Below are 23,944 nucleotides of genomic sequence, written 5' to 3' on the forward strand. Positions count from 1 at the left end.
AGTCGGGGGGTTTTTCAATAAAGACATTTCGTATCAAGCTACTTTGCTTTTTCTTCAAAAAGCGATGCAATGCCAACGATCACCTTGGTGGCCAGGATCATATTATCGACGGAAATAAATTCATATTTGCCATGAAAGTTCTCCCCGCCCGTAAAGATGTTGGGTGTTGGCAGGCCCATATACGATAATTGAGAACCGTCCGTACCTCCGCGTATTGGCGAGATTTTCGGTTTTATATCGAGTTTCTCCATTGCTTCGTGGGCAATATCCACGATTTCCTTCACGGGCTCAATTTTTTCCTTCATGTTGAAGTATTGGTCGTGTAATTCAAGCTGGATACGGTTTTGACCATATTTTTCTTTTAAATCTTCGATTACTTTTGTTATATATTCCTTGCGTTCATTGAATTTTTGGCGGTCGAAATCCCTGATGATATAAGAAAGCTTGGTCTCTTCCACATCACCGTGAAATGAAATCAGATGATAAAATCCTTCGTAATCTTCCGTATATTCCGGTGCTTCTGCCACTGGGAGTTCATTATGGAATTCCATGGCGATTTTGGCCGAGTTGACCATTTTTCCTTTAGCCGTACCAGGGTGAATATTCGTCCCTTTGATCAGGACTTTGGCCGATGCTGCATTGAAGCTCTCATATTCAAGTTCTCCAAGTGGTCCACCGTCCACGGTGTAGGCAAATTGGGCATCAAAAGTATCTACATCAAACTTATGGGGTCCCCTGCCGATTTCCTCATCGGGAGTAAAAGCAACACGGATTTTTCCATGCTTGATTTCCGGATGCTGGATCAAATAATCCATGGCAGTCATGATTTCGGCAATTCCAGCCTTATTATCTGCTCCCAACAGGGTTGTCCCATCCGTTGTAATCAAGGTATGCCCTATATAGTTCTTAAGCGAAGGAAAATCATCAGGTGAAAGAATGACATCCAATTTTTCATGTAAAGTAAGATCTTTGCCATCATAGTTGTCAACGATTTGCGGGTTTACATCTTTTCCAGTGAAATCCGTTGCTGTATCGACATGGGCCAAGAAACCGATTGTCGGGACGTCCTTATTTGAATTGGCTGGCAATGTTGCCATGACATATCCGTTCTGATCAATTGTCACTTCCTTCATCCCAATGGATTGAAGTTCCTTGACCAATGCATTTGCCAAGGTCAACTGTCCGGGTGTAGAGGGGCATGATGGATTTTCCTCATTCGATTGGGTATCCACTTTCACATAAGAAGTGAATCTTTCAATGATTTCATTTTTCACTTTTCCTTCAGCTCCCTTTTTACCTTATCTTACCATGATTAATTGAAATGGAAAAATTATCTTTCCCTATGTGACATACAGACTTATTTCCAAACCTTCAAGGGTGGTGTCATCAGCAAAGAACAGCATATCCGCAAATGACATGCCGTTCTTTGCTTTCCCTTTTTAGAGTGGATTATTCAAGGCCCAAACCGATACGCTTTTCCCATGAACGGGAAAGGTCGCGAAACCATCTTCTTCAATGGTGATGTGGTCATCTCTATGACAAGTTAAATCACTCCAGATTTCACCGGCACGATGTTCACCGACGAACATCCTTTTTTCACTGTTGTGATCTCCATTCGAGATTATGACGGCGCACCCCGAGCCTTCTAGCTCTTCAACTCCGTGCCGGACCCAGCCTATCGTATTTGGATCATCAAAGTAGTCCGTCTGTTCTCCGTAAGCTTTTTCATACCTAGCATATAATAGGCGATCTAGAATGTCCTTTTTCCCAGGCACCGGAGAAGGTCCGCCGATTCCATAATAGTCCCCGTAAAAGACACAAGGATAACCGCAAAGTCTCAGCAAGGTAAGTGCATATGCCGATGGTTTAAACCAGTCCTTTACCCAAGATTCCAGTGATTCATGAGGCTGGGAGTCATGGTTGTCGACAAAAGTGACGGCCTTTGCCGGATTGGTTTGGACGAGGGTATCATCAAAGATGGTTGAGAGGTCGAAGTCTGTTCCTGCTTTTGAGGCCTCATGAAATTTATAATGCAGGGAAACATCGAACAAGTTGAGGTCATGCTTGGTTTGCTCTAAGTAAGTTTGACAAGCTTTAACATCCGCCTTCCAAAATTCGCCGACCATGAAGAAATGTTCCTTTGTATAAGGAATGAGTTCTTGGAGAAATTCATTGATGAATTCATAATCTATATGTTTAACGGCGTCCAAACGAAAACCATCACACTTTAACGTATCAACCATCCATTTTCCCCAACTAATCATTTCCTGACGAACTTCTGGCAGGCTGTAATCGATGTTGGCAAACATTAAATAATCATAGTTTCCGAATTCATCGATGACATGCTGATTCCAGTGCTTATTTTCGCCTGTGATTCGATATACGCTCATTTTGTCGTTTTCGGCATCATAGTCTGTGCCATTAAAATGATTATGGTTCCACTTAAAATCAGAGTATTTATTTTTACGGCCTGGAAAATCGAATTTTGTCCAGCCTTCCATTACAAATGGTTCTGAGATATCTTCCATACGGTTTTCTGGATTGACTTCAATCACTTCAAATTTTTCGGTTCCGTCAGCTCCTGCTTTATGGTTCATGACTAAATCGATATAAACACAAAGTCCGTAGTTATGACAAGTGTCTATTGCTTGCAGCAATTCATCTTTGGTCCCATATTTGGTACGAACTGTTCCTTTTTGGTCAAATTCCCCCAAATCGTATCCGTCGTATATTCCATATCCATTATCTCCAACGGATTGCCCTTTGGTAACTGGCGGAAGCCAAACGCAGTCAATTCCTATATCCTTCAACTTGGAGGCTGCAAATTTCAATCTCTCCCAATGAGAACCATCTGCCTCAAGATGCCACTCAAAAAATTGCATCATCGTATGATTTCTTTTCATCCGTTTCCCCCCTGACACCGACCCATTTTTAACAAAAGTGAAACTGTACGATCGGATAAAGTAATAATGGAAATCTTTACCCCCTAAATTCAATTGATAAACAAGTGAACAACCCTCTTGATTGAGGTTCATTTACCTCTCTATTTTACTATTTTATACCAAATAAGGGTATTTTATATTAATTAGAAGTTAAAAATTAATCAAACGTGGAGGAATAACCCGGAAAATGCCATGCGCCAATTCAATAAAAAAGGTATCCCGAATATTTTGGGATACCTTTTTTTATATTGGAGGAGGATAGTCTATTATCCTTTTTCACCTCTTCGTTTAAAGAAGTGGGCGAAAGCCATTGCACCAAATAATAAGATTAGTAGCACGGAAGATAGAATGATCATATCTTTAGAGGAGCTAATGTTACTTGCCCCCTTTTGGCCCATGTTCCCGTTTATATCTGGAGGTGCACCATTCCCGCCGCCGCCCATGTTTGGTGGTTGCTGGCCTGCATTTGCATCATCGCCCATATTAGGAGCTCCACCGCCCATACCGCTTTCTGTCTCGGCTTCCACTACCAGGTCTCCAGAAAGCTGCGCCAAGATGGATTCAGCACGTTGGACAGCAAAGTCAACCAGGGTTTCCTCGCCTGGCGTTGCTTCTGTATACTCGTCCATTGTATAAAACTTGGTCGGATCCTTTTTCACATATGGTGTGATTAATGTGGAAATTCCAGTGGTCATTGCTGTCATATTTTCTTCAGAGAAAAAATCTGTGGCAATGCCGTCCAGATAATCATAATATTTTTCACGATACCCGTCGTTGGAAAGCAGGGCATTCAATAAAGGGCGATCTTCAAGGGCCGTACCTGAAACAGGCTCGGTAATGCTGAAGTTGATATTATGAAATTCGAACTCATATCCATCATTCCGCCACCGTTCATATTCGGCTTCCCCAAGGAGTTCCGTGTCATCCTGCTTATCAGCATCGTCATTACTCTCAGCCGGCGCTCCATTTTTTTGGTCAGCAGTCACTTCATTTTTATTTTCTTGATCGGATGCGCCCGCTTGTCGCCCGCCGCCTCCGGAAAAGCCTCCAAATGACATATTATAGTCCCAGGGAAGCATGGAAAAGGTTCCATTTTTCTCATATAGATAGTAGTTATGCTTTAATGTGCCTTGATAATGATCGAGGTTGACGAGGGCAGTATTTGCGGCAAAGTAGCGTAATGTTTCATCTACATCCAAGACTTCTTCCAAATCCCCGCCATTATTTATAGCATCAAGCATCTTGAACACGGCAGATTGTTCAGTTTGAAAATATCATTAAAAGTGGTGCTGGTTGTCGTCGTATCCATTTTCTATTCCTCCAAATTTTATGTGTTTGTGCAATCAGCCGAATCTTCTGCTTAGTTGGTATTTTGAAAAAGCTGTTTTTCTAGTATCGTTGATGGATAACAATTGTTTGATGATATCTGGAAGAAATTCGTCAAACTTTATTTTCAGGATGACATAATCTGGGTCTAAAGCATCGACTACGATTAATTCGGATTCAGGAAATCCGTATCCCGATAGCTCGTTTTCACATTACTGTCAAAGGTGACCCGCACATTTCCGTACTCATAGATAAATACCTCCCTTTCATAATCAACGACGGTTGTCGGCTTGATTTGGAAAAGGGTCATTTGAATGTATAAATCCCTGAGGATATCCCTTGAATCCTTGGACATCCAATCTATATCCCCTGAACGAATCCGTTCGTATTCCTCGGCAGAAAGCCTGCACTTCTGTTTATATGTAAGGTTATTCCGCTTACTCTTTTTTTCTAGATTGATGAAATTCGCATTATGATCATAAAGTCTAGCCCTGAACTTATCCCTGTGATAGAACCCCTCTGTTTTTTGCCGCAGGATTTTATTGTCAAAGTTGTCGAAATAAACACTTCGAATTAAATATTTCCCATCAAGCCAATGGGGATCAAGCCTCATGAAGTTTTGCAGATTTTTTCTTAATAAATGACAATCCGCTTTGGTGATTGCATGTTTGAGTTCCCGCCTTCCCTTTAGACCGTTCATTGTCGTTCCTCCTTTTCCAATGATTTTTGACTGCGTTCAGCTTATAAACGGAGTCTTAATAAAACCTTAAGAACATTTTTTATATTCAATAGATAAATAGAGAATAGGCCCCAGTTTTAACCTTTTCTTAATTTTATTGGAATTTAATAGCAGAAAAATGAGTGAATTTACTCATTGAGAATAATTATCATTATCAGTAAAATGAATTCCATGATAATGATAATTATTCTCAATTAATTCAATACATGGAGGTTCACTATGGTAACGAACACGCTTACGAAAAATGATCAACTATTGGAACAACAAAATACAAGGGAATCAAATGCCCGATCATATCCTAGAAGATTACCCATGGCGATCGATCAAGCGGAGGGGATTTACTTAACAGACATGGATGGAAAACGATATATTGATTTTCTTGCCGGGGCTGGAACATTAGCGCTTGGACACAATCATCCGGCAGTGCTTGAAGCAATGGGAAAAATTCTTAAGGACAAGCGTCCTTTGCATACATTGGACTTTACGACGCCGATCAAAGAGCAGTTCGTCGATGAAATTTTTGAATGCCTGCCTGAGGAATTCAGGGAAAATGCAAAAATCCAATTCTGCGGTCCTACTGGCGGAGACGCCATTGAGGCAGCACTTAAACTGGTAAAAACAGCGACAGGCAATAGAAGCATTTTATCCTTCCAAGGAGCTTACCACGGGGCAACGCATGCAACCATGTCAATCAGCGGCAATACAAAACCAAAGGAAAAAATACAAGGGTTAATCCCAGACGTACAGTTCCTGCCGTATCCTTATCAATATCGCTGTCCCTTTGGAATAGGCGGAGAAGAAAGCCATAAAATCAGCAGCCAGTATATCGAAAATCTACTGAACGATCCTGAGTCCGGATTATTGCCGCCTGCAGGAATGATTTTAGAGGCAGTACAAGGTGAGGGAGGCTCCATTCCAGCTCCGATTCCATGGCTTAAGGAAATCAGGAGAATAACAAAAGAGAAGGGCATTCCGCTAATTATCGACGAAGTTCAATCAGGTATCGGCCGTACAGGGAAAATGTTTGCCTTTGAACATGCAGGAATCATTCCGGATGTTCTTGTACTATCCAAAGCAATAGGCGGAAGTCTTCCATTATCGGTGGTGATTTATAACAAAGAGCTTGACCTATGGTCACCAGGTGCACATATCGGTACGTTCCGCGGAAATCAAATGGCAATGGCAGCAGGAACAGCTACTTTAAAATACATGAAAGAGACGAATCTTGTGGAGCATGCCGCTAAAATGGGAGAAATCTTAAAGGATATTCTTAAAGATTTGCAAAAAGATATTAAGCAGATCGGCGATGTCAGGGGCCGGGGATTAATGGTCGGTGTGGAAATGATCAATCATGAAGAACCGCAAAATGCGAATGGAAGCCATCCTGCGGATTCGCAACTTGCCAGTGCCATTCAACAGGAATGCTTTCAAAGAGGGTTGATACTGGAAGTTGGCGGCAGACATGGAAGTGTAGTGAGGTTCTTGCCTCCATTGATCGTAACGGAATCCCAGCTTCGCGAAGCCACTGCAATTTTTGAACAAGCTGTTCGTGCAGCTGTTGCAAGAGGGTGAATGATCAATGATCGAAATGATGAATAAAACTGATTTTGCTTATTCTCGATTGTTCTTGAATAACGAAGAAGGTTTCAATAACTACAGCCAGTCATTAAAAATCGTTGAAAAAAAGCTGACGGACTTTTTAAAAGGGAACGATTCACCATACTCTGGGAAAAAACCGTATGAAATCGAAGCAAGATTAAACGAGCTGTCCCTTGCTTCTCTAAAAGGGAAGACAATGGAAGCGGTAGCGGATGAGTTGGCAGAGTTTGTTATTAACGACAGCATCAATGTACACAGCCCCACTTGTATCGGACATTTGCATTGCCCGACATTAATACCTGCCGTGGCTGCCGAAATGATTATAGGTACGCTGAATCAATCCATGGATTCATGGGACCAAAGCTCTGCTGCCACCTTCGTTGAAGAGCGTTTAATAGATTGGCTGTGCAGCCAGGTGGGGTTACCTGAACAAGCGGATGGGATTTTCACAAGCGGTGGAACCCAATCTAATTATATGGGACTGCTATTGGCGAGGGACGCTTATTGTAAGCGTTTCTGGGGTGTGGATGTTCAGCAGCAAGGTTTGCCAGCCGAGGCGAAAAAATTGCGGATCTTATGCTCCGAGGCTGCCCACTTTACGGTCCGTAAGTCAGCGGCACAGCTGGGGCTTGGTGAACAGGCTGTAGTCACGATTAAAACGGATTCAAATCACCGTCTGTCCATAGATGAATTACATCATCAAATGTCGATTTTAGAGGAACAGGGTTTACTGCCATTTGCCATCGTTGCAACTTGTGGAACAACGGATTTCGGTTCAATCGATCCATTACACGAATTGTCCGAAGCTGCAAGGAAAAATGGGATATGGCTGCATGTGGACGCCGCATATGGAGGCGCGATGATTTTAAGTAAGGATTACAAAGAGTTAATCAGCGGAATTGAACGGGCCGACTCGATTACGGTTGATTTTCACAAATTATTCTATCAACCCATCAGTTGTGGTGCTTTTCTTGTCTCTGACAGTATCTCATTTCAATATATCCAGCATCACGCCGATTACTTGAATCCACAGGAAGATGAAGCCGAGGGCATGGTTCATTTAGTCAATAAGTCGGTTCAAACGACGAGAAGGTTCGACGCATTGAAACTCTGGATGTCATTGAAGGTCGTTGGACTGGATACCTTTGCCGAAATGATCGACTATACTTGTCATCTTGCACGTGAAGTGGCAGCGAAGATCGATAAGGAGGAAGGATTCACAGTAGTAAATAAAGAACCCGAATTGAATGCGGTTGTATTCCGTTATAATCCCGAGGGAGAAAGTGATCAGTTAGTAAATCTATTAAATAAACAGATTCAGCAAGAATTACTGAAAAGCGGACGGGCATTTTTAGCAAAAACGCGTTTTGACGGACAGGTATATTTAAAAATGACACTATTGAATCCAATGACAAGCCTTGAACACATAGAGGGAATTTTAGACGAAATCCGATTATTAGGTGAAATGTTCAAGATAATGGAGGAATGAAGATGAATGGTAAGCAAATAGCTGAAAGGGCGACAATGCAAAGCTTTCTGAATTGTTATTTCCGGGAAACCGGAAATTACAGTTTAGAAGAAACGAAAAACTGGACGAATTTGGATGGGGCCATTTCGGATTCATTAGTAGTCAGTAAGCTCATGTCCCAAGATATTGCATTGCTAGTTCCGCTTAAATATTGGTCGGAAACGGGGCGTCATATTTTCAACTTCCCGATTTACTATCAAACGGCATCCAGGCAAGTACATGAATTAGATTACGTGACAATGGTCTCGATCGTTTCTAAAGAATTATTGAATGAGCAGGGCCGGACGGATAGTGAAGATGAATTGATGCTGCGTGTCATCCTAAGCAGCCAAAATATTCAACGGTATGTTGAAGCAAGGACCGAAGACATTGATGCACTTCAAAGTCCTGATTTCACCTACATCGAAGCAGAGCAGTCACTTTTATTCGGGCACCTGTTCCACCCGACACCGAAAAGCAAGCAGGGCATTTCAGAAAAAGAGGAATGGATCTATTCACCCGAATTAAAAGGGGAGTTTCAGCTGCACTACTTCCTGGCAGAACCTTCGATTGTCATCCAGGATTCCAGTGATGTCCGATCGGCAAGTGAGATCATTAAACAGGAATTAGCCGGTGACTTGGAATTCAGAGGAACGTATTGCCAAAAGGAAAGCAAATTTATCATCATCCCGGCACACCCGCTCCAGGCAAAAGTGCTTATCGAAAAAGAAGAGGTCAAGAGGCTGATCGAGCAAGGGTCACTAGTTTATGCTGGACCGCTTGGGAAAAAATTCACGGCCACCTCTTCATTTAGAACGGTATATAGTGCCACATCAAGATATATGTACAAATTTTCGGTTCCGGTTAAAATCACGAATTCCTTACGTGCAAATCTGCAAAAAGAATTAGATCGTGGTGTGGAAATTGCTAAATTAATAGATTCTAAAGTGGGCGACGATCTAAAGGAACGGCACCCCTCCTTCCGTATCATCAAGGACCCTGCTTACCTAACGATCAAAACAACCGAGCAAGAATCGGGATTCGATGTTGATATTCGGGAAAACCCTTTTTATGAAAACAATAAACAAGCAAGCCTGATTGCCGGTTTATGTCAGGATAATGCCTATGGTGCGCCATCAAGGCTTGGAGCGATCATCCGCAAATTATCAACTGAAGAAAACCGCAGTACCGAAGAAGTAAGTAAGGATTGGTTCAAAACCTATCTGTCAATGACATTAAAACCGATGCTTTGGCTTTTTGAAGAATATGGAATTGTTTTGGAAGCCCATCAACAAAATTCCATCATTCAACTTCAAGATGGTTATCCAGCCACTTTTTATTATCGTGATAATCAAGGGTATTACTATTGTGAATCCAAAGTGGACAGGCTGCTGAAGATCTTGCCTGAACTAAGTGAAAAAAGCTTCACGATTTGTTCTGATGAAGTCGCTGAAGAAAGACTGCAATACTATTTCTTTTTTAATCACTTATTAGGCTTAATCAATAATTTTGGTACGGAAGGATTAGTATCAGAGAACAAACTGTTACAGCTCGTTCGGGAACAACTGGATACATGCAGCAGGGAAAGCGAAGATGAAGGGGTGAATCGAGTTGTTTCAAAGTTGCTTCATGCCCGGGAATTATCGTGTAAGGCTAATTTACTGACACGATTCCATGATATGGATGAGCTTGTTGGTTCACTTGAGACACAATCCGTTTATACAACGATTGATAATCCGTTCGCGCAGGGGGTTATGGCCGTCCATGAAAAATAGCTATGAAGAAATGCTGAAGGTGCGTAATCAACAGCTTTCATTTGTCAAAGTTGAATTTGAGAGGGATTTGGATACATTGCATAAATGGATGCATGAAGATCATGTGATTCCCTACTGGAATTTGAATTTCACAAAAGAAAAATTCGCCGTTCATTTAAAAAAGGCATTGGCTGATACACACCAAACACTTTATTTAGGCTGTCTGGACTCCATTCCCATGAGCTATTGGGAATCGTATTGGGTAAAAGGCGATATCATCGAAGATTATTATGAATGCGAAGAGGGAGATCAAGGCATTCATTTACTCATAGGTGATCCGGATTATCTAGGAAAAGGACTGGCGTTGCCGTTTTTACGTGCAATGGTGAAATACCAACTGCTTTCTGCGAAAACAAAAAAAGTGATGGCTGAACCGGATATTCGAAATGCAAAGATGATTTACTTATTTGAAAAATGCGGGTTTACCCCAATTAAAGAAATTGAGCTCCCTGATAAAACAGCATTACTTATGTCATGTACACGGGAGAACTTCGAGAGGAAGTGGAAGTATGGAGAAGCAACAATTTATCTATGACCTGGTAGGGATAGGGATAGGACCCTTTAACCTTGGACTTGCGGCCCTTTTGGAGAAAACCCCGGAGCTGAATGCCGTTTTTTTCGAGAAAAAGCGGGAATTTAATTGGCATGAAGGGATGCTGTTGGAAGGGACAACTTTGCAGGTACCTTTCTTTGCCGATCTAGTTAGCATGGCAGATGTGACAAGCCCATATAGTTACCTGAATTATTTACAGCAGCATGATCGGCTTTATCATTTCTACTTTCTTGAAAAATTCTTGATTCCACGAAAAGAATATAACGACTATTGCCGCTGGACTGCCCATCAACTTGATAGCTGCCGTTTTGGAAAAGCGGTGGAGGCGGTTGAATATATAGGGGATCAAGGTGAACCCTGCTATCAAATCAGTGTAAGGGATGAACAAACACAAAAGATCGAAGTCTATTATAGCCGTCATGTAGTCATGGGAATTGGCAGCGCCCCGACTGTTCCATCGGCCTTTCATCCATATATGGGAGAGAGCATCCTGCATTCGGCCGATTATTTACGGAATAAAGAAAATGTCTTAAAGAAAAAATCCGTAACGGTTGTCGGGTCTGGACAGAGTGCAGCAGAGGTTTTTCTGGATCTGCTTAATGAGCAGGAGGGAAATGGCTACCAGCTAAACTGGTATACAAGATCCAAGGGGTTTTTCCCTATGGAATATTCAAAACTCGGGTTGGAATACTTCACTCCGGACTACCTTGATTTCTTTTATCGGCTGCCACAGGAAAAGAAGGATGAAATCCTGCCGAAACAGGATTTATTGTATAAAGGGATCAGTGCTACAACAATTGCAGCAATTTTTGACAAGATGTATGAAAAATCGATTGGAAATGCCGAACTTTCCATTGAACTTCGGGCCATGACGGAAGTTGCTGCAGTTACCCCCACCGAAAATGGCTGGAGCTTGAAATGCCGACAGTGGGTAGAAGATAGCGAATTTGATGTGGACACAGAGGCGATCGTTTTTGGAACGGGCTATAAATCAACCCTTCCGGCATTCCTTGAAACCATGGAGGACCATTTAGTCCGCGATGATTTGGGGCGTCTTACAATAACGAAAGACTATCGGGTAGGAACGGCCATCCCTACACGGAATCACCTTTTCATTCAAAATGGCGAGATACATACACATGGTGTGGGTGCTCCGGATTTAGGCTTAGGGGCATTCCGAAATTCGATTATCATCAATCAGTTGGCAGGTAAAGAAGTTTATCCATCCGAGCCAAAGGGTGCATTTCAGTCATTCCGTGTAAAAACACCTGTCATGGCTTACTAAGAGAAGGGGAGAATTATATGCAGTTCATAAATGAAGTGGAACAGGCAGTTTCAGAAAAAAATTGGTCGATAGTAAACCAAAACCTGCTGGCCAAGATGATTTCTGAGTATATGTATGAAGATATGATCCATCCAGCTGTTCTGAACGAAAATGCAGCGGGAAACCTATATGAGCTAAAGATAAATGAGGGGAAATCTTATCAATTTTTGGCGTCGCCCCGTCTTTTTGACAGCTATGAAGTACAGGCCGAGTCGATCCAGGTATGTGAAAAGGAAGGCTTTACACAGGCCAATGATGCCATTCAATTCATTTTAGACATCCAGCCATTAATTGGAATGACGGCAGAAACAACAGGACATTTAATCAAAGAATTCCATCATACGCTGCTTGCGGATCTCCAATTGCTTTCCAAACCTGAACAAGATGCAGATGATTTAGTCGAACTGGATTATGCATTACTTGAAGGAGAAATGAGCGGTCACCCTTGGATTGCTTATAACAAGGGAAGAATCGGTTTCGGTTATGATGATTATTTGAAGTTCGCTCCAGAAAACCAGAAGGAAGTTCAGTTATCTTGGATTGCCGTCCATAAAACAAGGGGTGAGTTCAATTCAGTCGAAATGTTATCCTATAAGCAATTGATGGAGAATGAACTGGATGGGGAAACCCAAAAATCTTTTGCAAAGATATTGACGGAAAAAGGGCTGAACGCAGAAAACTATTACTACCTCCCAGTCCATGAATGGCAGTGGAAGAATGTAATCATCCAGAACTTTACCGATGACTTGGCCAAAGGGCTGATCGTAGCTTTGGGAAATGGTCCTGATAAGTATCTGCCGCAACAATCCATCCGGACATTTGTTAATGTATCGACTAAGGATAAACACCACGTCAAGCTGCCGATGAGCATTTTAAATACGCTGGTCTACCGTGGATTGCCAGCTGAACGCACGGTCATTGCCCCAAAAATCACAACGTATATAAAGAACATTTATGAAAATGATTCATTCTTGAAAGAACTATGCAAAGTGGTGCTTCCTGGTGAAGTGGCCAGTTTAAATGTTGATCATCCGTATTATTCCAAGCTAGAGAATGTTCCCTATCAATATTTAGAGATGCTGGGTGGTATTTGGAGAGAAAGCATATACAGTTATATGGAAGACGGTGAAAAGCCCATTACGCTTGCGTCCCTTTTACATGTGGACAGCAAAGGGAAACCATATGTAGAAAGCCTTATTGAAAAATCGGGATTGACTGCAGAAGCCTGGACAGCTCAATTGTTCGACGTCATCCTATCACCATTATTACATTTTATTTATCAATATGGATTGGTCTTCTCGCCGCATGGTCAAAATACCATTTTAGTTTTGAAGGATTACAAGCCTCACCGTTTGGCCATCAAGGATTTTGTAGATGATGTGAACGTCAGTGATCAGCCGCTTCCTGAATTAAGCAGCCTTCCTGATGATTTAAGGAAAGTACTAAGAAGTGAGACTCCCGAGGGGCTGGTTCAATTCATTTTCACGGGACTATTCATTTGTCATTTCCGATACTTGTCAACCCTTTTGATGAAGAGGTCCCTTTTGGATGAGAATGCTTTTTGGGAAGGCGTCGCTCAAACAATCCTTACACATCAGAAGAAGTTCCCTATGTTACAGGATCGTTTCGATACATTCAATTTCTTTGCGCCAAAATTAACGAAGCTCTGCCTGAATAGAAATCGGATGCTTCAATATGGTTATAGCGATGGTGAAGATCGCCCGCATGCATCTGAGTTTGGGCATGTGAATAATGCCCTTTATGAAAAGCTACCGGCAAAAACGCTTTAAAGTTAAACTTGCTCAGACTTTTGAGCCAGTTTCAGACAGTAGACAAACTCGCTGAAAATCGAGTTTGTCTACTGTTTTTTTATGGATTTTACAATTAGACCGTTGATTTCCGCTCCAGGCACTCGCTTTCCGCGGGCGGTCAGGGAGCCTCCTCGGCTGCGCCTGCGGGGTCTCCCCTAGACGCGCTTTTCCCGCAGGAGTCTCGTACCTTCCACTCCAATCGACTTTGATATTAAATTTAGATAGAAACCATAGCTAAGGAGTTGAAGATGTTAATATGAGTTCCGACCATTTTTATGGATTTTACAATTAGACCGTTGATTTCCACTCCAGGCACTCGCTTTCCGCGGGCGGTCAGCCCTCGGCTGCGCCTGCTGGGTCTCCCCTAGACACGCTTTTCCCGCAGGAGTCTCGTACACCCGTTCCAATCAACTTTGTTATAAAGTTTATAGAGCGGTAATGGTTAACAAATATACGCATAAAAAAGATTATGTTAGCCTATTTGGTTCGAATGCCCTAAAAATTATCTTTGGAATAGGGCTTGCCGTTCATATAAATTGGTGATAAGCTATTGTGTAAACGGTTACACAAAATTATTGAGGGTGATATTTTGGCAACTATTCGGGATGTGGCAAAGGAAGCTGGGGTTTCTGTGGCAACGGTTTCCAGAGTTATGAATGGCAGTGGTTATGCACATGAGGACACAAAAAAGGCGGTCATGGCAGCTGTTGAAAAATTAAATTATAAACCGAATGAAGTAGCAAGATCCCTCTACAAACGGAAATCCAAATTGGTTGGTTTGATTTTGCCGGACATTACGAACCCCTTCTTCCCAGAAATGGCAAGAGGTGTCGAGGATTATCTGCAGCAATTTGGATATCGGTTAATTTTCGGAAATAGTGATGAAAAAAGAGATAAAGAAATAGAATATATTGACACTTTTCTGCAAAATAATGTAGTGGGCATGATTGCTTCAACTAGTGAAGAAGCCAATGAAAATTTTGGTAATCTGGATATTCCAGTAGTCCTTCTCGACCGTACGGGTGAGAAATTACCAGCTGTTTATTCCGATCAAAAGACAGGCGGTAAGCTGGCAGCACGCGTATTGCTGGATAGAGGCAGTACGAATATCGTCCTCATTAGGGGGCCAGTCGAAATAAAGCCTGTATATGAACGGTACATGGCAGCACTGGAGGAATTAAAACAAGCAAAAGTGAACGTGCAAGTCATGGATTCTTCCCTAACACTTCAGGGTGGCCAAACTTGCGTGAAGCAGCTGTTCGAGCGATATCCGGAAACCGATGGAATCATTGCTTGTAATGATATTGTTGCAGCTGCCGCACTTCAAGAGATTTTAAAACGGGGAATACGGATACCGGAAGACATACAATTGATCGGCTATGATGATATCTCCTTCACGGCGTTATTGCACCCACCGTTATCGACAATTCGGCAGCCAGCCTATGAGATGGGGGCACAAGCGGCGGAAATGCTAATTAAAAAGATCAATCAAGAAAAAATGGAAATAACACATAAAAAGCTCCCTGTTTCTTTTGTGGAGAGACAAACAACGAGAAGGAAGGCGGAGAAGACATGATAAGAATTGCAGTAGTGGGAAGTTCTTCAATGGATTTAGTGGTGACATCAGCTAAGCGGCCAATGGCCGGGGAAACGGTGTTAGGAGAGTCATTTATCACGGTTCCTGGAGGAAAGGGAGCTAATCAGGCTGTTGCAGCGGCACGTCTTGGTGCAGAAGTGTCAATGGTTGGATGTGTAGGGGATGATGTCTATGGAGAGATCATCTTGGAAAACTTGAAAAAAAATCATGTAAATACGGAGTATGTGGAACCGGTTACAGGTGCTGCTTCCGGGACAGCACACATTACCCTTTCGGAAGGTGATAACAGCATTATTGTCGTAAAAGGTGCGAATGATTTCATTACTCCCGAATATGTAAAAAAGGCGAAAAAAGTGATAGAGGAATCGGATATCGTGATGGTTCAGCAGGAAATACCTGAGGAAACCGTGGAATATCTGGCTGAATTGTGCAACACGCTTCAAAAGAGATTACTATTGAACCCAGCTCCTGCCCGCAAGATAAGCGAGGCTGTCATTCAACAGGCATCATTCCTTACACCGAATGAACATGAATTCGAGATACTATTCAATGGGAGAGATAGAACGAAAGTCTTGACTGAGTATCCAAATAAATTATTCATTACCGAAGGAAAAAATGGCGTCCGTTATTTTGACGGACATGAAGAAAAGGTCGTTCCAAGCTTTGAAGTGGAAGCGGTGGATACAACAGGCGCAGGGGATACATTCAATGCTGCCTTTGCCGTGGCTGTTGCAGAAGGAAAAGGTTTTGACGAATGTTTGTTATTCGCGAACCGGGCAGCTTCCATTTCCGTGACGAAGTTGGGCGCTCAAGGTGGCATGCCGCAAAGGTTAGAGGTCGAGAGGGGCTTTGAAGCATGAAACGTCAAGGAATCATCAATAGTTCAATAGCCAAGGTCCTGGTTGACCTTGGTCATACCGATTATATTGTCGTAGGTGATGCCGGGCTGCCGGTGCCACCGGGAGTTTGCAAGATAGATTTAGCATTGACGCCTGGAACACCATCATTTCAAGATGTCGTCCGGGCGGTTCACGAAGATATGGTTGTTGAAAAAGTTATCGCTGCCACAGAAGTGAAGGTTAAAAACCCGGAACAGCATCAATACATGGAGCAGCAATTCGGAGCAGCGATTGAATATGTTTCCCATGAGGATTTTAAAAGGCTGACAAGTAATGCGAAAGCAATAATCCGGACCGGGGAGACGACGCCATATTCAAATTGCATATTGCAGTCTGGAGTATTCTTTTAAAGAAATGAGATGATGAGCATGCAAATCGAAATGCACAATATTTATAAAGCATTTGGTCAAAACAAGGTATTGGAAGGTGTTCATTTTTCTTTAGAGGCTGGGGAAGTACATGCACTAATGGGGGAAAATGGAGCGGGGAAATCAACCTTGATGAACATTTTGACCGGGCTGCATAAACAAGATCAAGGAACGATTGAGATTAACGGTAAAGAAACCTCATTCAAGGATTCAAAGGAGGCGGAAGAGGCGGGAATGGCCTTTATCCGTCAGGAATTGAATATTTGGCCGGAAATGACCGTGCTGGAGAATCTATTTATCGGCAGGGAAATGGTGAATGCCTTCGGTGTCCTGAAGACGAAACAAATGAAAGCGCGTGCAAACGAGATTTTTAATACACTTAATATTTCCCTTCCTTTTGATAAGGAAGCCGGATTTTGTTCTGTCGGGGAACAGCAAATGATTGAAATTGCCAAGGCGCTCATGACGGATGCCGAAGTCATCATCATGGACGAGCCCACAGCCGCTTTAACTGATAGAGAAATAGATAAGCTCTTTGAAGTGATGAAGGGACTTACCAAAAAGGGAGTATCGCTTGTTTATATTTCTCACCGAATGGAAGAAATATTCGCCATTTGTGACAGGATTACCGTAATGCGTGACGGAAAAACAGTCGATACGAAAAGAATTGCAGATACAAATTTCGATGAAGTCGTTCAGAAAATGGTCGGGCGGGAGCTGGAGGATCGTTTTCCTCATCGTGAAGCGAATGCTGGCGACATAGTCCTTGATGTAAAAGGTTTATCTAAAAAGGGGCTTTTTGAAGATATCCATTTCTCGGTTCGGCAAGGTGAGATTGTCGGTGTAGCCGGATTAATGGGAGCAGGCAGAACAGAAATAATGCGCGCCCTTTTTGGCGTCGACCAAATAGACAGCGGTGAAATTACCATTGAAGGCAAAAAGGTTTCCATACGGAAACCAACGGATGCAGTTCGGCACGGCCTGGCTTTCATTACGGAAAATCGTAAAGAAGAGGGGTTGATCCTGGACTTTTCTGTAAGGGAAAATATCGGTTTGCCGAATCTCAAGAGTTTTGCTCCTGGCGGAATCGTAAAAACGGAAGATGAGATGAACTTTGCCGAAATGATGATTAAGCGACTTCACGTGAAGACATCTTCTGCCGAAACGGTCATCGGCAATTTATCCGGAGGAAATCAACAGAAGGTGGTAATAGCCAAGTGGATTGGCACTTCCCCTAAAGTTTTAATTATGGATGAACCGACCCGGGGCATAGATGTTGGTGCAAAACGTGAAATTTATGAATTGATGAATGAATTGACGGAGCGGGGCATCGCCATCATCATGGTTTCGTCAGAACTTCCCGAAATCATTGGAATGAGTGATAGAATCCTTGTGGTTCACGAAGGTGAGATTGCTGGGGAATTGTTAAAGCAGGAAGCGACGCAAGAAAAAATTATGGCATTGGCGACAGGAGGGAACTAGGATGAAACTTGAGGCTACAGGGAAAAGCGGGATTTGGCAGAAATTTGGTCCGTTACTCGCCCTGGTACTTTTATTTATCGTAATAACCGTTTTAAATCCATCATTCATGGAACCGAATAATATTTTAAATTTATTGCGTCAAACCTCCATCAATGCACTTATTGCATTTGGAATGACCTTTATCATATTGACAGGTGGCATCGACTTGTCCGTCGGTTCCATTTTAGCTCTATCCAGCGCACTTATGGCTGGTATGATGGTCTCGGGATTAGATCCAATTTTAGCTATATTAGTAGGGATTCTACTAGGTGCAATAATGGGTGTAATCAATGGGATTCTCGTTTCAAAGGGAAAAATGGCCCCTTTCATCGTGACACTGGCAACCATGACGATTTTCCGGGGATTAACGCTTGTGTATACGGATGGAAAGCCGATTACTGGAATCGGCGATTCTGAAATGTTCCAGATGCTTGGGAGAGGTTACTTCCTGGGACTGCCAGTACCGGCCGTGGTGATGGTCATCGCTTTCTTAATCCTATGGTTCCTGCTTCATAAAACATCCTTTGGCCGTAAAACATATGCCATTGGCGGAAATGAAAGGGCTTCCCGTATTTCGGGGATTAAAGTTGACCGAGTCAAGGTGGCCATATATGGTCTGGCCGGTACGATGGCGGCAATCGCTGGTGCCATTTTAACATCCCGTCTTAATTCGGCACAGCCGACTGCAGGCCAATCCTATGAAATGGATGCGATCGCAGCCGTAGTGCTAGGCGGAACGAGCCTTTCAGGCGGTAAAGGGCGGTTGTTCGGTACGCTGGTGGGTGTCCTGATCATCGGTACCTTGAATAACGGCATGAATTTACTTGGTGTATCCTCTTTCTACCAGCAAGTGGTAAAAGGTGCAGTTATATTAATCGCGGTCTTACTTGACCGTAAAAAATCATAAGAAGAGGTGTAATCAATGAAAAAAATAGTATCGATCATCATGGTTCTTTCTTTAATGGTCTTGGCTGCCTGTTCAATGGACTCTGGTTTAACAGATGATAAAAAAGAAAAGAAAGACTCCATGAAAGATGTGAAAGTCGGAGTCAGCATCTCTACCTTAAACAATCCATTCTTCGTTTCCTTAAAAGATGGCATTGAAAAAGAAGCAAAAGAAAAAGGCATGAAAGTCACAGTTGTTGACGCCCAAGATGATACGGCAAAACAAATTAGCGGAATTGAAGATTTAATCCTTCAAAAGGTTGATGTCCTTCTTGTGAATCCTACTGACTCTGCGGCAATATCTTCAGCCGTTCAATCAGCAAATGAAGCGGGCATTCCAGTTATCACGATTGACCGCTCTTCAGACGAAGGTGACATTGAAACGTTCATCGCTTCCGACAATGTGGCTGGCGGGGAAATGGCTGCAAAATATCTAGTTAAAGAGCTTGGCGATAAAGCGAAAGTAGTGGAGCTTGAAGGGGTATCCGGAGCATCCGCAACCCGTGAACGAGGGAAAGGTTTCCACAATATTGCGGACAAGCAGTTAGATGTCCTGACAAGCCAAACGGCGGAATTCGACCGGACAAAAGGGCTTAACGTCATGGAAAATATCCTGCAAGGCAATAAAGGCATCCAAGCTGTATTCGCCCATAATGATGAAATGGCACTAGGAGCCATTGAAGCAATCAAGGCAGCAGGAAAGGACATCATCGTGGTTGGTTTTGACGGAAATGATGATGCATTGAAAGCAGTTGAAAACGGTGAACTAAAAGCTACAATCGCCCAACAACCGGCACTTATCGGTGAAGAAGCGGTTAATGCGGCTGAAAAAATCTTAAAAGGTGACAAAGTGGATGACACAATATCCGTTCCATTGAAATTGGTCACAAAAGAATGATTGTCTTTCAACAAAAAGAGTGCCGGAACTTTTCCGGCACTCTTTTTTGTCGTAACAAATAAATGTTTTTAATCCAATTGATGTTATCTGATTGTGGATACCCAGCTTGAATTGGTATGAATGAGTGGTATAAGAAAGTGAAAACGTTCTTCTCCAAAAGTAAGGCGGCCCTTGTCGGAACCGCCTCCTAAATCAACTGATCGCTAGAGTATACCTTGAGTCAGCATTGCATCCGCCACTTTAAGGAATCCGGCAATATTGGCCCCGACAACTAAGTTGCCAGGCACACCATATGCCTCCGCAGCCTCTACACTGTTTTTATAGATGTTTTTCATGATCTCATGCAGCTTGGCATCGACATCTTCAAAAGTCCAAGGCATTCTGGCGCTGTTTTGGGCCATTTCAAGTGCAGACACGGCTACGCCGCCTGCATTGGCCGCTTTTGCTGGTCCAAAAAGGATGCCGTTATTAAGGAATACATCAATGGCCTCGAGGGTGGAAGGCATATTAGCGCCCTCACCGACTGCCTTCACATTGTTTTTGACCAGTAATTTTGCTGCTTCTTCATCGATTTCATTTTGTGTGGCACAAGGCAGTGCGATGTCACATGGCACAGACCAAATGCCATAGCTTCCTTCATGGTATACAGCTTCCGGGTGCGCATCGACATACTCACTCAAACGTTTTCGTTCCACTTCTTTTAGACGTCGAACTGTGTCAAGGTTCAGACCATTTTCATCATATATATAGCCATTGGAGTCGCTGCATGCAACAACTTTTGCGCCTAGCTGTGTAGCTTTTTCAATGGCATAAATGGATACATTACCAGATCCGGAGATAACGACAGTGCTGCCATGGAATTGTAACCCTTTGTCTTTTAGCATTTCTTCGACAAAGTAAACGGTTCCATATCCAGTCGCTTCTGTACGGGCTAAGCTTCCGCCGTAACTTATGCCTTTACCGGTTAAAACACCAGCATGGTAACTGCCTTGCACCTTTTTATACTGACCGAACAGGTAACCAATCTCCCTTGCACCAACTCCGATATCACCAGCCGGTACATCTGTATCAGGTCCGATATAGCGAGCTAGTTCTGCCATGAAACTTTGGCAAAAACGCATGATTTCCGCGTCCGATTTTCCTTTTGGATTGAAGTCCGATCCGCCTTTTCCCCCACCGATCGGCTGGCCAGTAAGAGAGTTTTTAAAGATTTGCTCGAAACCAAGAAACTTAATGATGCTGGAATTGACAGTGGGATGGAATCGAAGACCGCCTTTGAATGGCCCGATTGCACTGTTGAATTGTACACGGAAACCACGGTTGACTTGGACATTTCCCAGGTCATCAACCCATGAAACGCGGAAGGTGATCATTCTTTCAGGTTCAACCAGCCTCTCCAATATCCCGCTTTTCATATATTCAGGATGTTTTGCAAAAACGGGGACCAATGAAAGGAATATCTCCTTTACGGCTTGATGGAATTCACTTTCGTGGGGATTACGCTCCTTTACCTGTGCGTATACTTGACTTACGAACTCTCTGGCAACTTGTAATTCCTCATGCTCGACTTCTTGTGAAGTGGTCATTGTTCTCTCTCTCCCTTAAGGTATATAGTCCTAAAATACAATTGAATAAGATATCAGTCTTTATATGATACTTTCATGATATAATTTAAAAATAAAACAAACAATCTGAATATTAGATAAGTAACATGCTGTTTTGATATGGAAGAGGGAGCTTAGAGTGGAATTAAGGCAAATCGAATATTTCATTGAAGTGGCAAAGCGTGAACATATGACGGAAGCGGCAGTGAACTTGCATGTTGCCCAGTCAGCTGTCAGTCGTCAAATCTACAATTTAGAAGAAGAATTAGGTGTGCCCCTATTTATCCGGGAAGGCCGAAAAATTAGATTGACGCCTATAGGACATACATTTTTAGCGAATATGGAACAAGCTATGAATATAATCGATCGTGCCAAGCGTGAGATGGCTGAAAGTCTGAATCCAGAAAAAGGGACAATTCGCATTGGCTTTCCCAGCAGTTTGGCTTCTTATGTATTGCCAAGGGTCATTTCCGACTTCAGGGAAAGTTATCCGCAGGCAAAGTTCACTTTGAAACAAGGTTCATATCGATACCTGATAGATTCGGTAATAAAAGGTAATATTAACATGGCCTTGATCGGTCCGCTGCCGATGAATGAAAAGAAAATCAAAGGTGAAACGCTATTTATTGAGAACTTAGTTGCCCTTTTACCAGAAAGTCATCCTTTGGCCTCGAAGAAATCACTATGCTTGGATGAGCTTAAAGGAAATCCGTTCATCCTATCTCCAAAGGGCTATGTTTTAAGGGATATCGTTATGAAGGCTTGCAAACTGCATGGCTTTGAACCGGAAGTGGCATTTGAAGGAAAAGATACTGATGCTATAAAAGGCCTGGTGGGGGCAGGGTTGGGTATAACCTTGATACCTGAGATTTCCTTGATTGATAGCTTGCCACGTTTTACGGTTAAATTGCCGCTGGAGGAACCGTCTGTTACCAGGACTGTAGGGGTCATCGTTCCAACTGATAGGGAACTGATGCCAACGGAGAAATTGTTTTACCAATTTTTGAAGGACACTTTTGCAACATTGGAAGGTTTTCAATAGGAATAAGTTGCGTCTCTATTAGAAAAGTCATAAATCCAGCTAATGAGAGAATCCTTGAATCGGGTTCTTTTTTTTGTCGCAAATGTATCGAAATATCTTCATTTTAGCACGAAAAGGGGTAATCTATTCTGAAATAATACAATATTAGTTTTTTCTTGTATAAGAATGTGTTAAACCTTTATTTTTGAAAACGCTTTTATTTTATTAGAATAAAAATACTCCTTACATTATCAGAAAATTCATGTTATTATACGAGCAGACATTAGCAGACATTATAGGTAGCGGTGCGATATACTTAATAGGCTTTTTTAAATGAAGACCTTTATTTTTTTTCGTTTTTACGAAATTGAATATTCTGATAATTGATAAGGAGTGGAGATAAAGTGAGCAGGAAAGAATACATCAGCGATCGAATGTACAAGGCATCGACAGGGATAGCCAACGCTGTTTTGGTTACATTAGGGATCGGGTTATTGTTTGAATCCATAGGGGGATATTTAGGTTGGGAGGTCTTCCTGGCAATAGGCGGGGCCGCAAAGGTCTTGCTGGCACCGGCTTTAGGAGCAGGCATCGCCTATCAGCTAGGTGGAAATTCATTAATTATCTTTAGCGCCATGGCTTCAAGTGCTGTTGGGGGTGCTGCCATTCACAGAACTGCTGAGGGTGCCTTCACGATTGTTACGGGTCAGCCGCTAAGTGCTGTCTTGGCAGCAGTAATTGCAACATATATAGGTAAGCGCCTAATCGGCAAAACGAAGTTGGACATCATGGCCATCCCAATGGGAGCAGTTCTTGTCGGTGGAGTTTCGGGATATGGCCTGGCTCTTGTCACCACCCCGCTCCTGACGTGGATAAGCAGTCAAACCACCGCTGCGGTCGTAGGTTCTCCTTTAATCGGTTCAATGGTCATAGCCTTGGTATGGAGCATTTTATTGATGACACCCGCGTCTTCCGCTGCACTGGCGATCGCTCTGCAATTAGATCCCGTTTCCAGTGCTGCAGCTTTAATCGGATGTACCGTTCAGTTTGTCGGGTTCACTGTCATGTCTTATAAAGATAATGATATGGGCGGGTTCCTGGCACAGATGGTCGTTACGCCAAAAGTTCAATTTCCTAACTTAATCAAGAAACCATTATATGTCGTTCCGCCTTTTGTGGCGGCAATCATCTGTGCGCCTATCGCTACCTTGGCATTCGATTTTCAAGTGCCGTATGAGCTTGGAGGCATGGGGTTAAGTTCAATGATTGCCCCGATTGCCATCATAACTGGTCAGGGGTTGTACACGTTCTTGGTTTATGTTGCAGTGGGTATGGTATTGCCAGCTTTGATTACACTTGCATTGCATCGGGTATTGAAGATGATGGGTAAAGTTAAGCCAGGCGATCTTCATTTGGAAGTTTCATAATCAAGGTTTTCTTAGAAACCAGCCTGGTTAAGGAACCGGGCTGGTTTTT

General features: G+C 42.8%; 20 protein-coding genes. 14 read left to right on the forward strand and 6 right to left on the reverse strand.

What is annotated here, in order from left to right:
• Nucleotides 1-38: 38 nt before the first annotated feature.
• From pepT to J7J00_RS23655, 5 genes are all read right to left on the reverse strand, one after another.
• The gene (pepT, locus tag J7J00_RS23640; protein WP_214795103.1) at nt 39-1,274 is read right to left on the reverse strand and encodes a peptidase T; all 1,236 of its coding nucleotides are present in this window, start codon (nt 1,272-1,274) and stop codon (nt 39-41) included.
• A gap of 165 nt (nt 1,275-1,439) precedes the next feature.
• Nucleotides 1,440-2,903: an alpha-amylase gene (locus J7J00_RS23645; protein ID WP_214795105.1), complete on the reverse strand. Its 1,464-nt coding sequence runs from the start codon at nt 2,901-2,903 to the stop codon at nt 1,440-1,442.
• A 305-nt stretch (nt 2,904-3,208) separates the two neighbouring features.
• Nucleotides 3,209-4,183, reverse strand: a complete 975-nt coding sequence (locus J7J00_RS23650; protein WP_214795107.1) for a CotH kinase family protein — start codon at nt 4,181-4,183, stop codon at nt 3,209-3,211.
• 102 nt (nt 4,184-4,285) lie between these two features.
• Complete coding sequence (locus J7J00_RS28980) at nt 4,286-4,435, reverse strand: VTC domain-containing protein (RefSeq protein ID WP_396020607.1); 150 nt, start codon at nt 4,433-4,435, stop codon at nt 4,286-4,288.
• Complete coding sequence (locus tag J7J00_RS23655; RefSeq protein WP_309487231.1) at nt 4,435-4,968, reverse strand: polyphosphate polymerase domain-containing protein; 534 nt, start codon at nt 4,966-4,968, stop codon at nt 4,435-4,437. Before J7J00_RS23655 ends, J7J00_RS28980 begins: the two co-directional genes overlap by 1 nt.
• A gap of 258 nt (nt 4,969-5,226) precedes the next feature.
• Between J7J00_RS23655 and J7J00_RS23660 the strand changes: the two genes are divergently transcribed.
• From J7J00_RS23660 to rbsB, 12 genes are all read left to right on the forward strand, one after another.
• Complete coding sequence (locus tag J7J00_RS23660) at nt 5,227-6,579, forward strand: aspartate aminotransferase family protein (RefSeq protein WP_214795109.1); 1,353 nt, start codon at nt 5,227-5,229, stop codon at nt 6,577-6,579.
• Nucleotides 6,580-6,586: 7 nt separating this feature from the next.
• Nucleotides 6,587-8,095: a pyridoxal phosphate-dependent decarboxylase family protein gene (locus J7J00_RS23665; RefSeq protein WP_286201545.1), complete on the forward strand. Its 1,509-nt coding sequence runs from the start codon at nt 6,587-6,589 to the stop codon at nt 8,093-8,095.
• A gap of 2 nt (nt 8,096-8,097) precedes the next feature.
• Entirely contained in the window at nt 8,098-9,888 is a 1,791-nt protein-coding gene (locus tag J7J00_RS23670) for an IucA/IucC family protein (protein WP_214795111.1), read from the forward strand.
• Entirely contained in the window at nt 9,878-10,462 is a 585-nt protein-coding gene (locus tag J7J00_RS23675; RefSeq protein WP_286201546.1) for a GNAT family N-acetyltransferase, read from the forward strand. Before J7J00_RS23670 ends, J7J00_RS23675 begins: the two co-directional genes overlap by 11 nt.
• The gene (locus tag J7J00_RS23680; protein WP_214795113.1) at nt 10,437-11,765 is read left to right on the forward strand and encodes a lysine N(6)-hydroxylase/L-ornithine N(5)-oxygenase family protein; all 1,329 of its coding nucleotides are present in this window, start codon (nt 10,437-10,439) and stop codon (nt 11,763-11,765) included. Before J7J00_RS23675 ends, J7J00_RS23680 begins: the two co-directional genes overlap by 26 nt.
• A 17-nt stretch (nt 11,766-11,782) precedes the next feature.
• Nucleotides 11,783-13,594, forward strand: coding sequence for an IucA/IucC family protein (locus J7J00_RS23685; RefSeq protein WP_214795115.1), 1,812 nt, complete (start codon nt 11,783-11,785; stop codon nt 13,592-13,594).
• Nucleotides 13,595-14,204: 610 nt separating this feature from the next.
• Complete coding sequence (locus J7J00_RS23690) at nt 14,205-15,191, forward strand: LacI family DNA-binding transcriptional regulator (RefSeq protein WP_214795117.1); 987 nt, start codon at nt 14,205-14,207, stop codon at nt 15,189-15,191.
• Complete coding sequence (rbsK, locus tag J7J00_RS23695) at nt 15,188-16,072, forward strand: ribokinase (RefSeq protein WP_214795119.1); 885 nt, start codon at nt 15,188-15,190, stop codon at nt 16,070-16,072. Before J7J00_RS23690 ends, rbsK begins: the two co-directional genes overlap by 4 nt.
• Nucleotides 16,069-16,461: a D-ribose pyranase gene (rbsD, locus tag J7J00_RS23700; RefSeq protein ID WP_034316088.1), complete on the forward strand. Its 393-nt coding sequence runs from the start codon at nt 16,069-16,071 to the stop codon at nt 16,459-16,461. The genes rbsK and rbsD overlap by 4 nt, the downstream gene beginning before the upstream one ends.
• An 18-nt stretch (nt 16,462-16,479) precedes the next feature.
• Entirely contained in the window at nt 16,480-17,961 is a 1,482-nt protein-coding gene (locus tag J7J00_RS23705) for a sugar ABC transporter ATP-binding protein (protein WP_214795121.1), read from the forward strand.
• A 1-nt stretch (nt 17,962) separates the two neighbouring features.
• Complete coding sequence (locus J7J00_RS23710) at nt 17,963-18,907, forward strand: ABC transporter permease (protein ID WP_076368471.1); 945 nt, start codon at nt 17,963-17,965, stop codon at nt 18,905-18,907.
• Nucleotides 18,908-18,922: 15 nt separating this feature from the next.
• Nucleotides 18,923-19,843, forward strand: coding sequence for a ribose ABC transporter substrate-binding protein RbsB (gene rbsB / locus J7J00_RS23715; RefSeq protein WP_214795123.1), 921 nt, complete (start codon nt 18,923-18,925; stop codon nt 19,841-19,843).
• Between the two features lie 203 nt (nt 19,844-20,046).
• Here the strand turns inward: rbsB and gdhA are convergent, their stop codons facing one another.
• Nucleotides 20,047-21,429, reverse strand: coding sequence for an NADP-specific glutamate dehydrogenase (gdhA, locus tag J7J00_RS23720; RefSeq protein ID WP_214795125.1), 1,383 nt, complete (start codon nt 21,427-21,429; stop codon nt 20,047-20,049).
• 157 nt (nt 21,430-21,586) lie between these two features.
• Here gdhA and gltC point away from each other — a divergent pair, with 157 nt between their 5' ends.
• Complete coding sequence (gltC, locus tag J7J00_RS23725) at nt 21,587-22,489, forward strand: glutamate biosynthesis transcriptional regulator GltC (RefSeq protein ID WP_214795127.1); 903 nt, start codon at nt 21,587-21,589, stop codon at nt 22,487-22,489.
• 413 nt (nt 22,490-22,902) lie between these two features.
• Nucleotides 22,903-23,895 (forward strand): PTS sugar transporter subunit IIC, encoded by a 993-nt coding sequence (locus tag J7J00_RS23730; RefSeq protein ID WP_214795187.1) that lies wholly within the window; start codon nt 22,903-22,905, stop codon nt 23,893-23,895.
• Nucleotides 23,896-23,944: the final 49 nt, after the last annotated feature.

The organism is Bacillus sp. ISL-4 (genome assembly GCF_018613275.1).
Taxonomy (GTDB): domain Bacteria; phylum Bacillota; class Bacilli; order Bacillales; family DSM-1321; genus Peribacillus; species Peribacillus simplex_E.

Coding starts and splice junctions, on each gene's coding strand:
- J7J00_RS23645 (WP_214795105.1), bottom strand. CDS start 2,903: ATGAAAAGAAATCATACGATGATGCAATTTTTTGAGTGGCATCTTGAG.
- J7J00_RS23650 (WP_214795107.1), bottom strand. CDS start 4,183: ATGCTTGATGCTATAAATAATGGCGGGGATTTGGAAGAAGTCTTGGAT.
- J7J00_RS23655 (WP_309487231.1), bottom strand. CDS start 4,968: ATGAACGGTCTAAAGGGAAGGCGGGAACTCAAACATGCAATCACCAAA.
- J7J00_RS23660 (WP_214795109.1), top strand. CDS start 5,227: ATGGTAACGAACACGCTTACGAAAAATGATCAACTATTGGAACAACAA.
- J7J00_RS23665 (WP_286201545.1), top strand. CDS start 6,587: ATGATCGAAATGATGAATAAAACTGATTTTGCTTATTCTCGATTGTTC.
- J7J00_RS23670 (WP_214795111.1), top strand. CDS start 8,098: ATGAATGGTAAGCAAATAGCTGAAAGGGCGACAATGCAAAGCTTTCTG.
- J7J00_RS23675 (WP_286201546.1), top strand. CDS start 9,878: ATGAAAAATAGCTATGAAGAAATGCTGAAGGTGCGTAATCAACAGCTT.
- J7J00_RS23680 (WP_214795113.1), top strand. CDS start 10,437: ATGGAGAAGCAACAATTTATCTATGACCTGGTAGGGATAGGGATAGGA.
- J7J00_RS23685 (WP_214795115.1), top strand. CDS start 11,783: ATGCAGTTCATAAATGAAGTGGAACAGGCAGTTTCAGAAAAAAATTGG.
- rbsK (WP_214795119.1), top strand. CDS start 15,188: ATGATAAGAATTGCAGTAGTGGGAAGTTCTTCAATGGATTTAGTGGTG.
- rbsD (WP_034316088.1), top strand. CDS start 16,069: ATGAAACGTCAAGGAATCATCAATAGTTCAATAGCCAAGGTCCTGGTT.
- J7J00_RS23705 (WP_214795121.1), top strand. CDS start 16,480: ATGCAAATCGAAATGCACAATATTTATAAAGCATTTGGTCAAAACAAG.
- J7J00_RS23710 (WP_076368471.1), top strand. CDS start 17,963: ATGAAACTTGAGGCTACAGGGAAAAGCGGGATTTGGCAGAAATTTGGT.
- rbsB (WP_214795123.1), top strand. CDS start 18,923: ATGAAAAAAATAGTATCGATCATCATGGTTCTTTCTTTAATGGTCTTG.
- gdhA (WP_214795125.1), bottom strand. CDS start 21,429: ATGACCACTTCACAAGAAGTCGAGCATGAGGAATTACAAGTTGCCAGA.
- J7J00_RS23730 (WP_214795187.1), top strand. CDS start 22,903: ATGTACAAGGCATCGACAGGGATAGCCAACGCTGTTTTGGTTACATTA.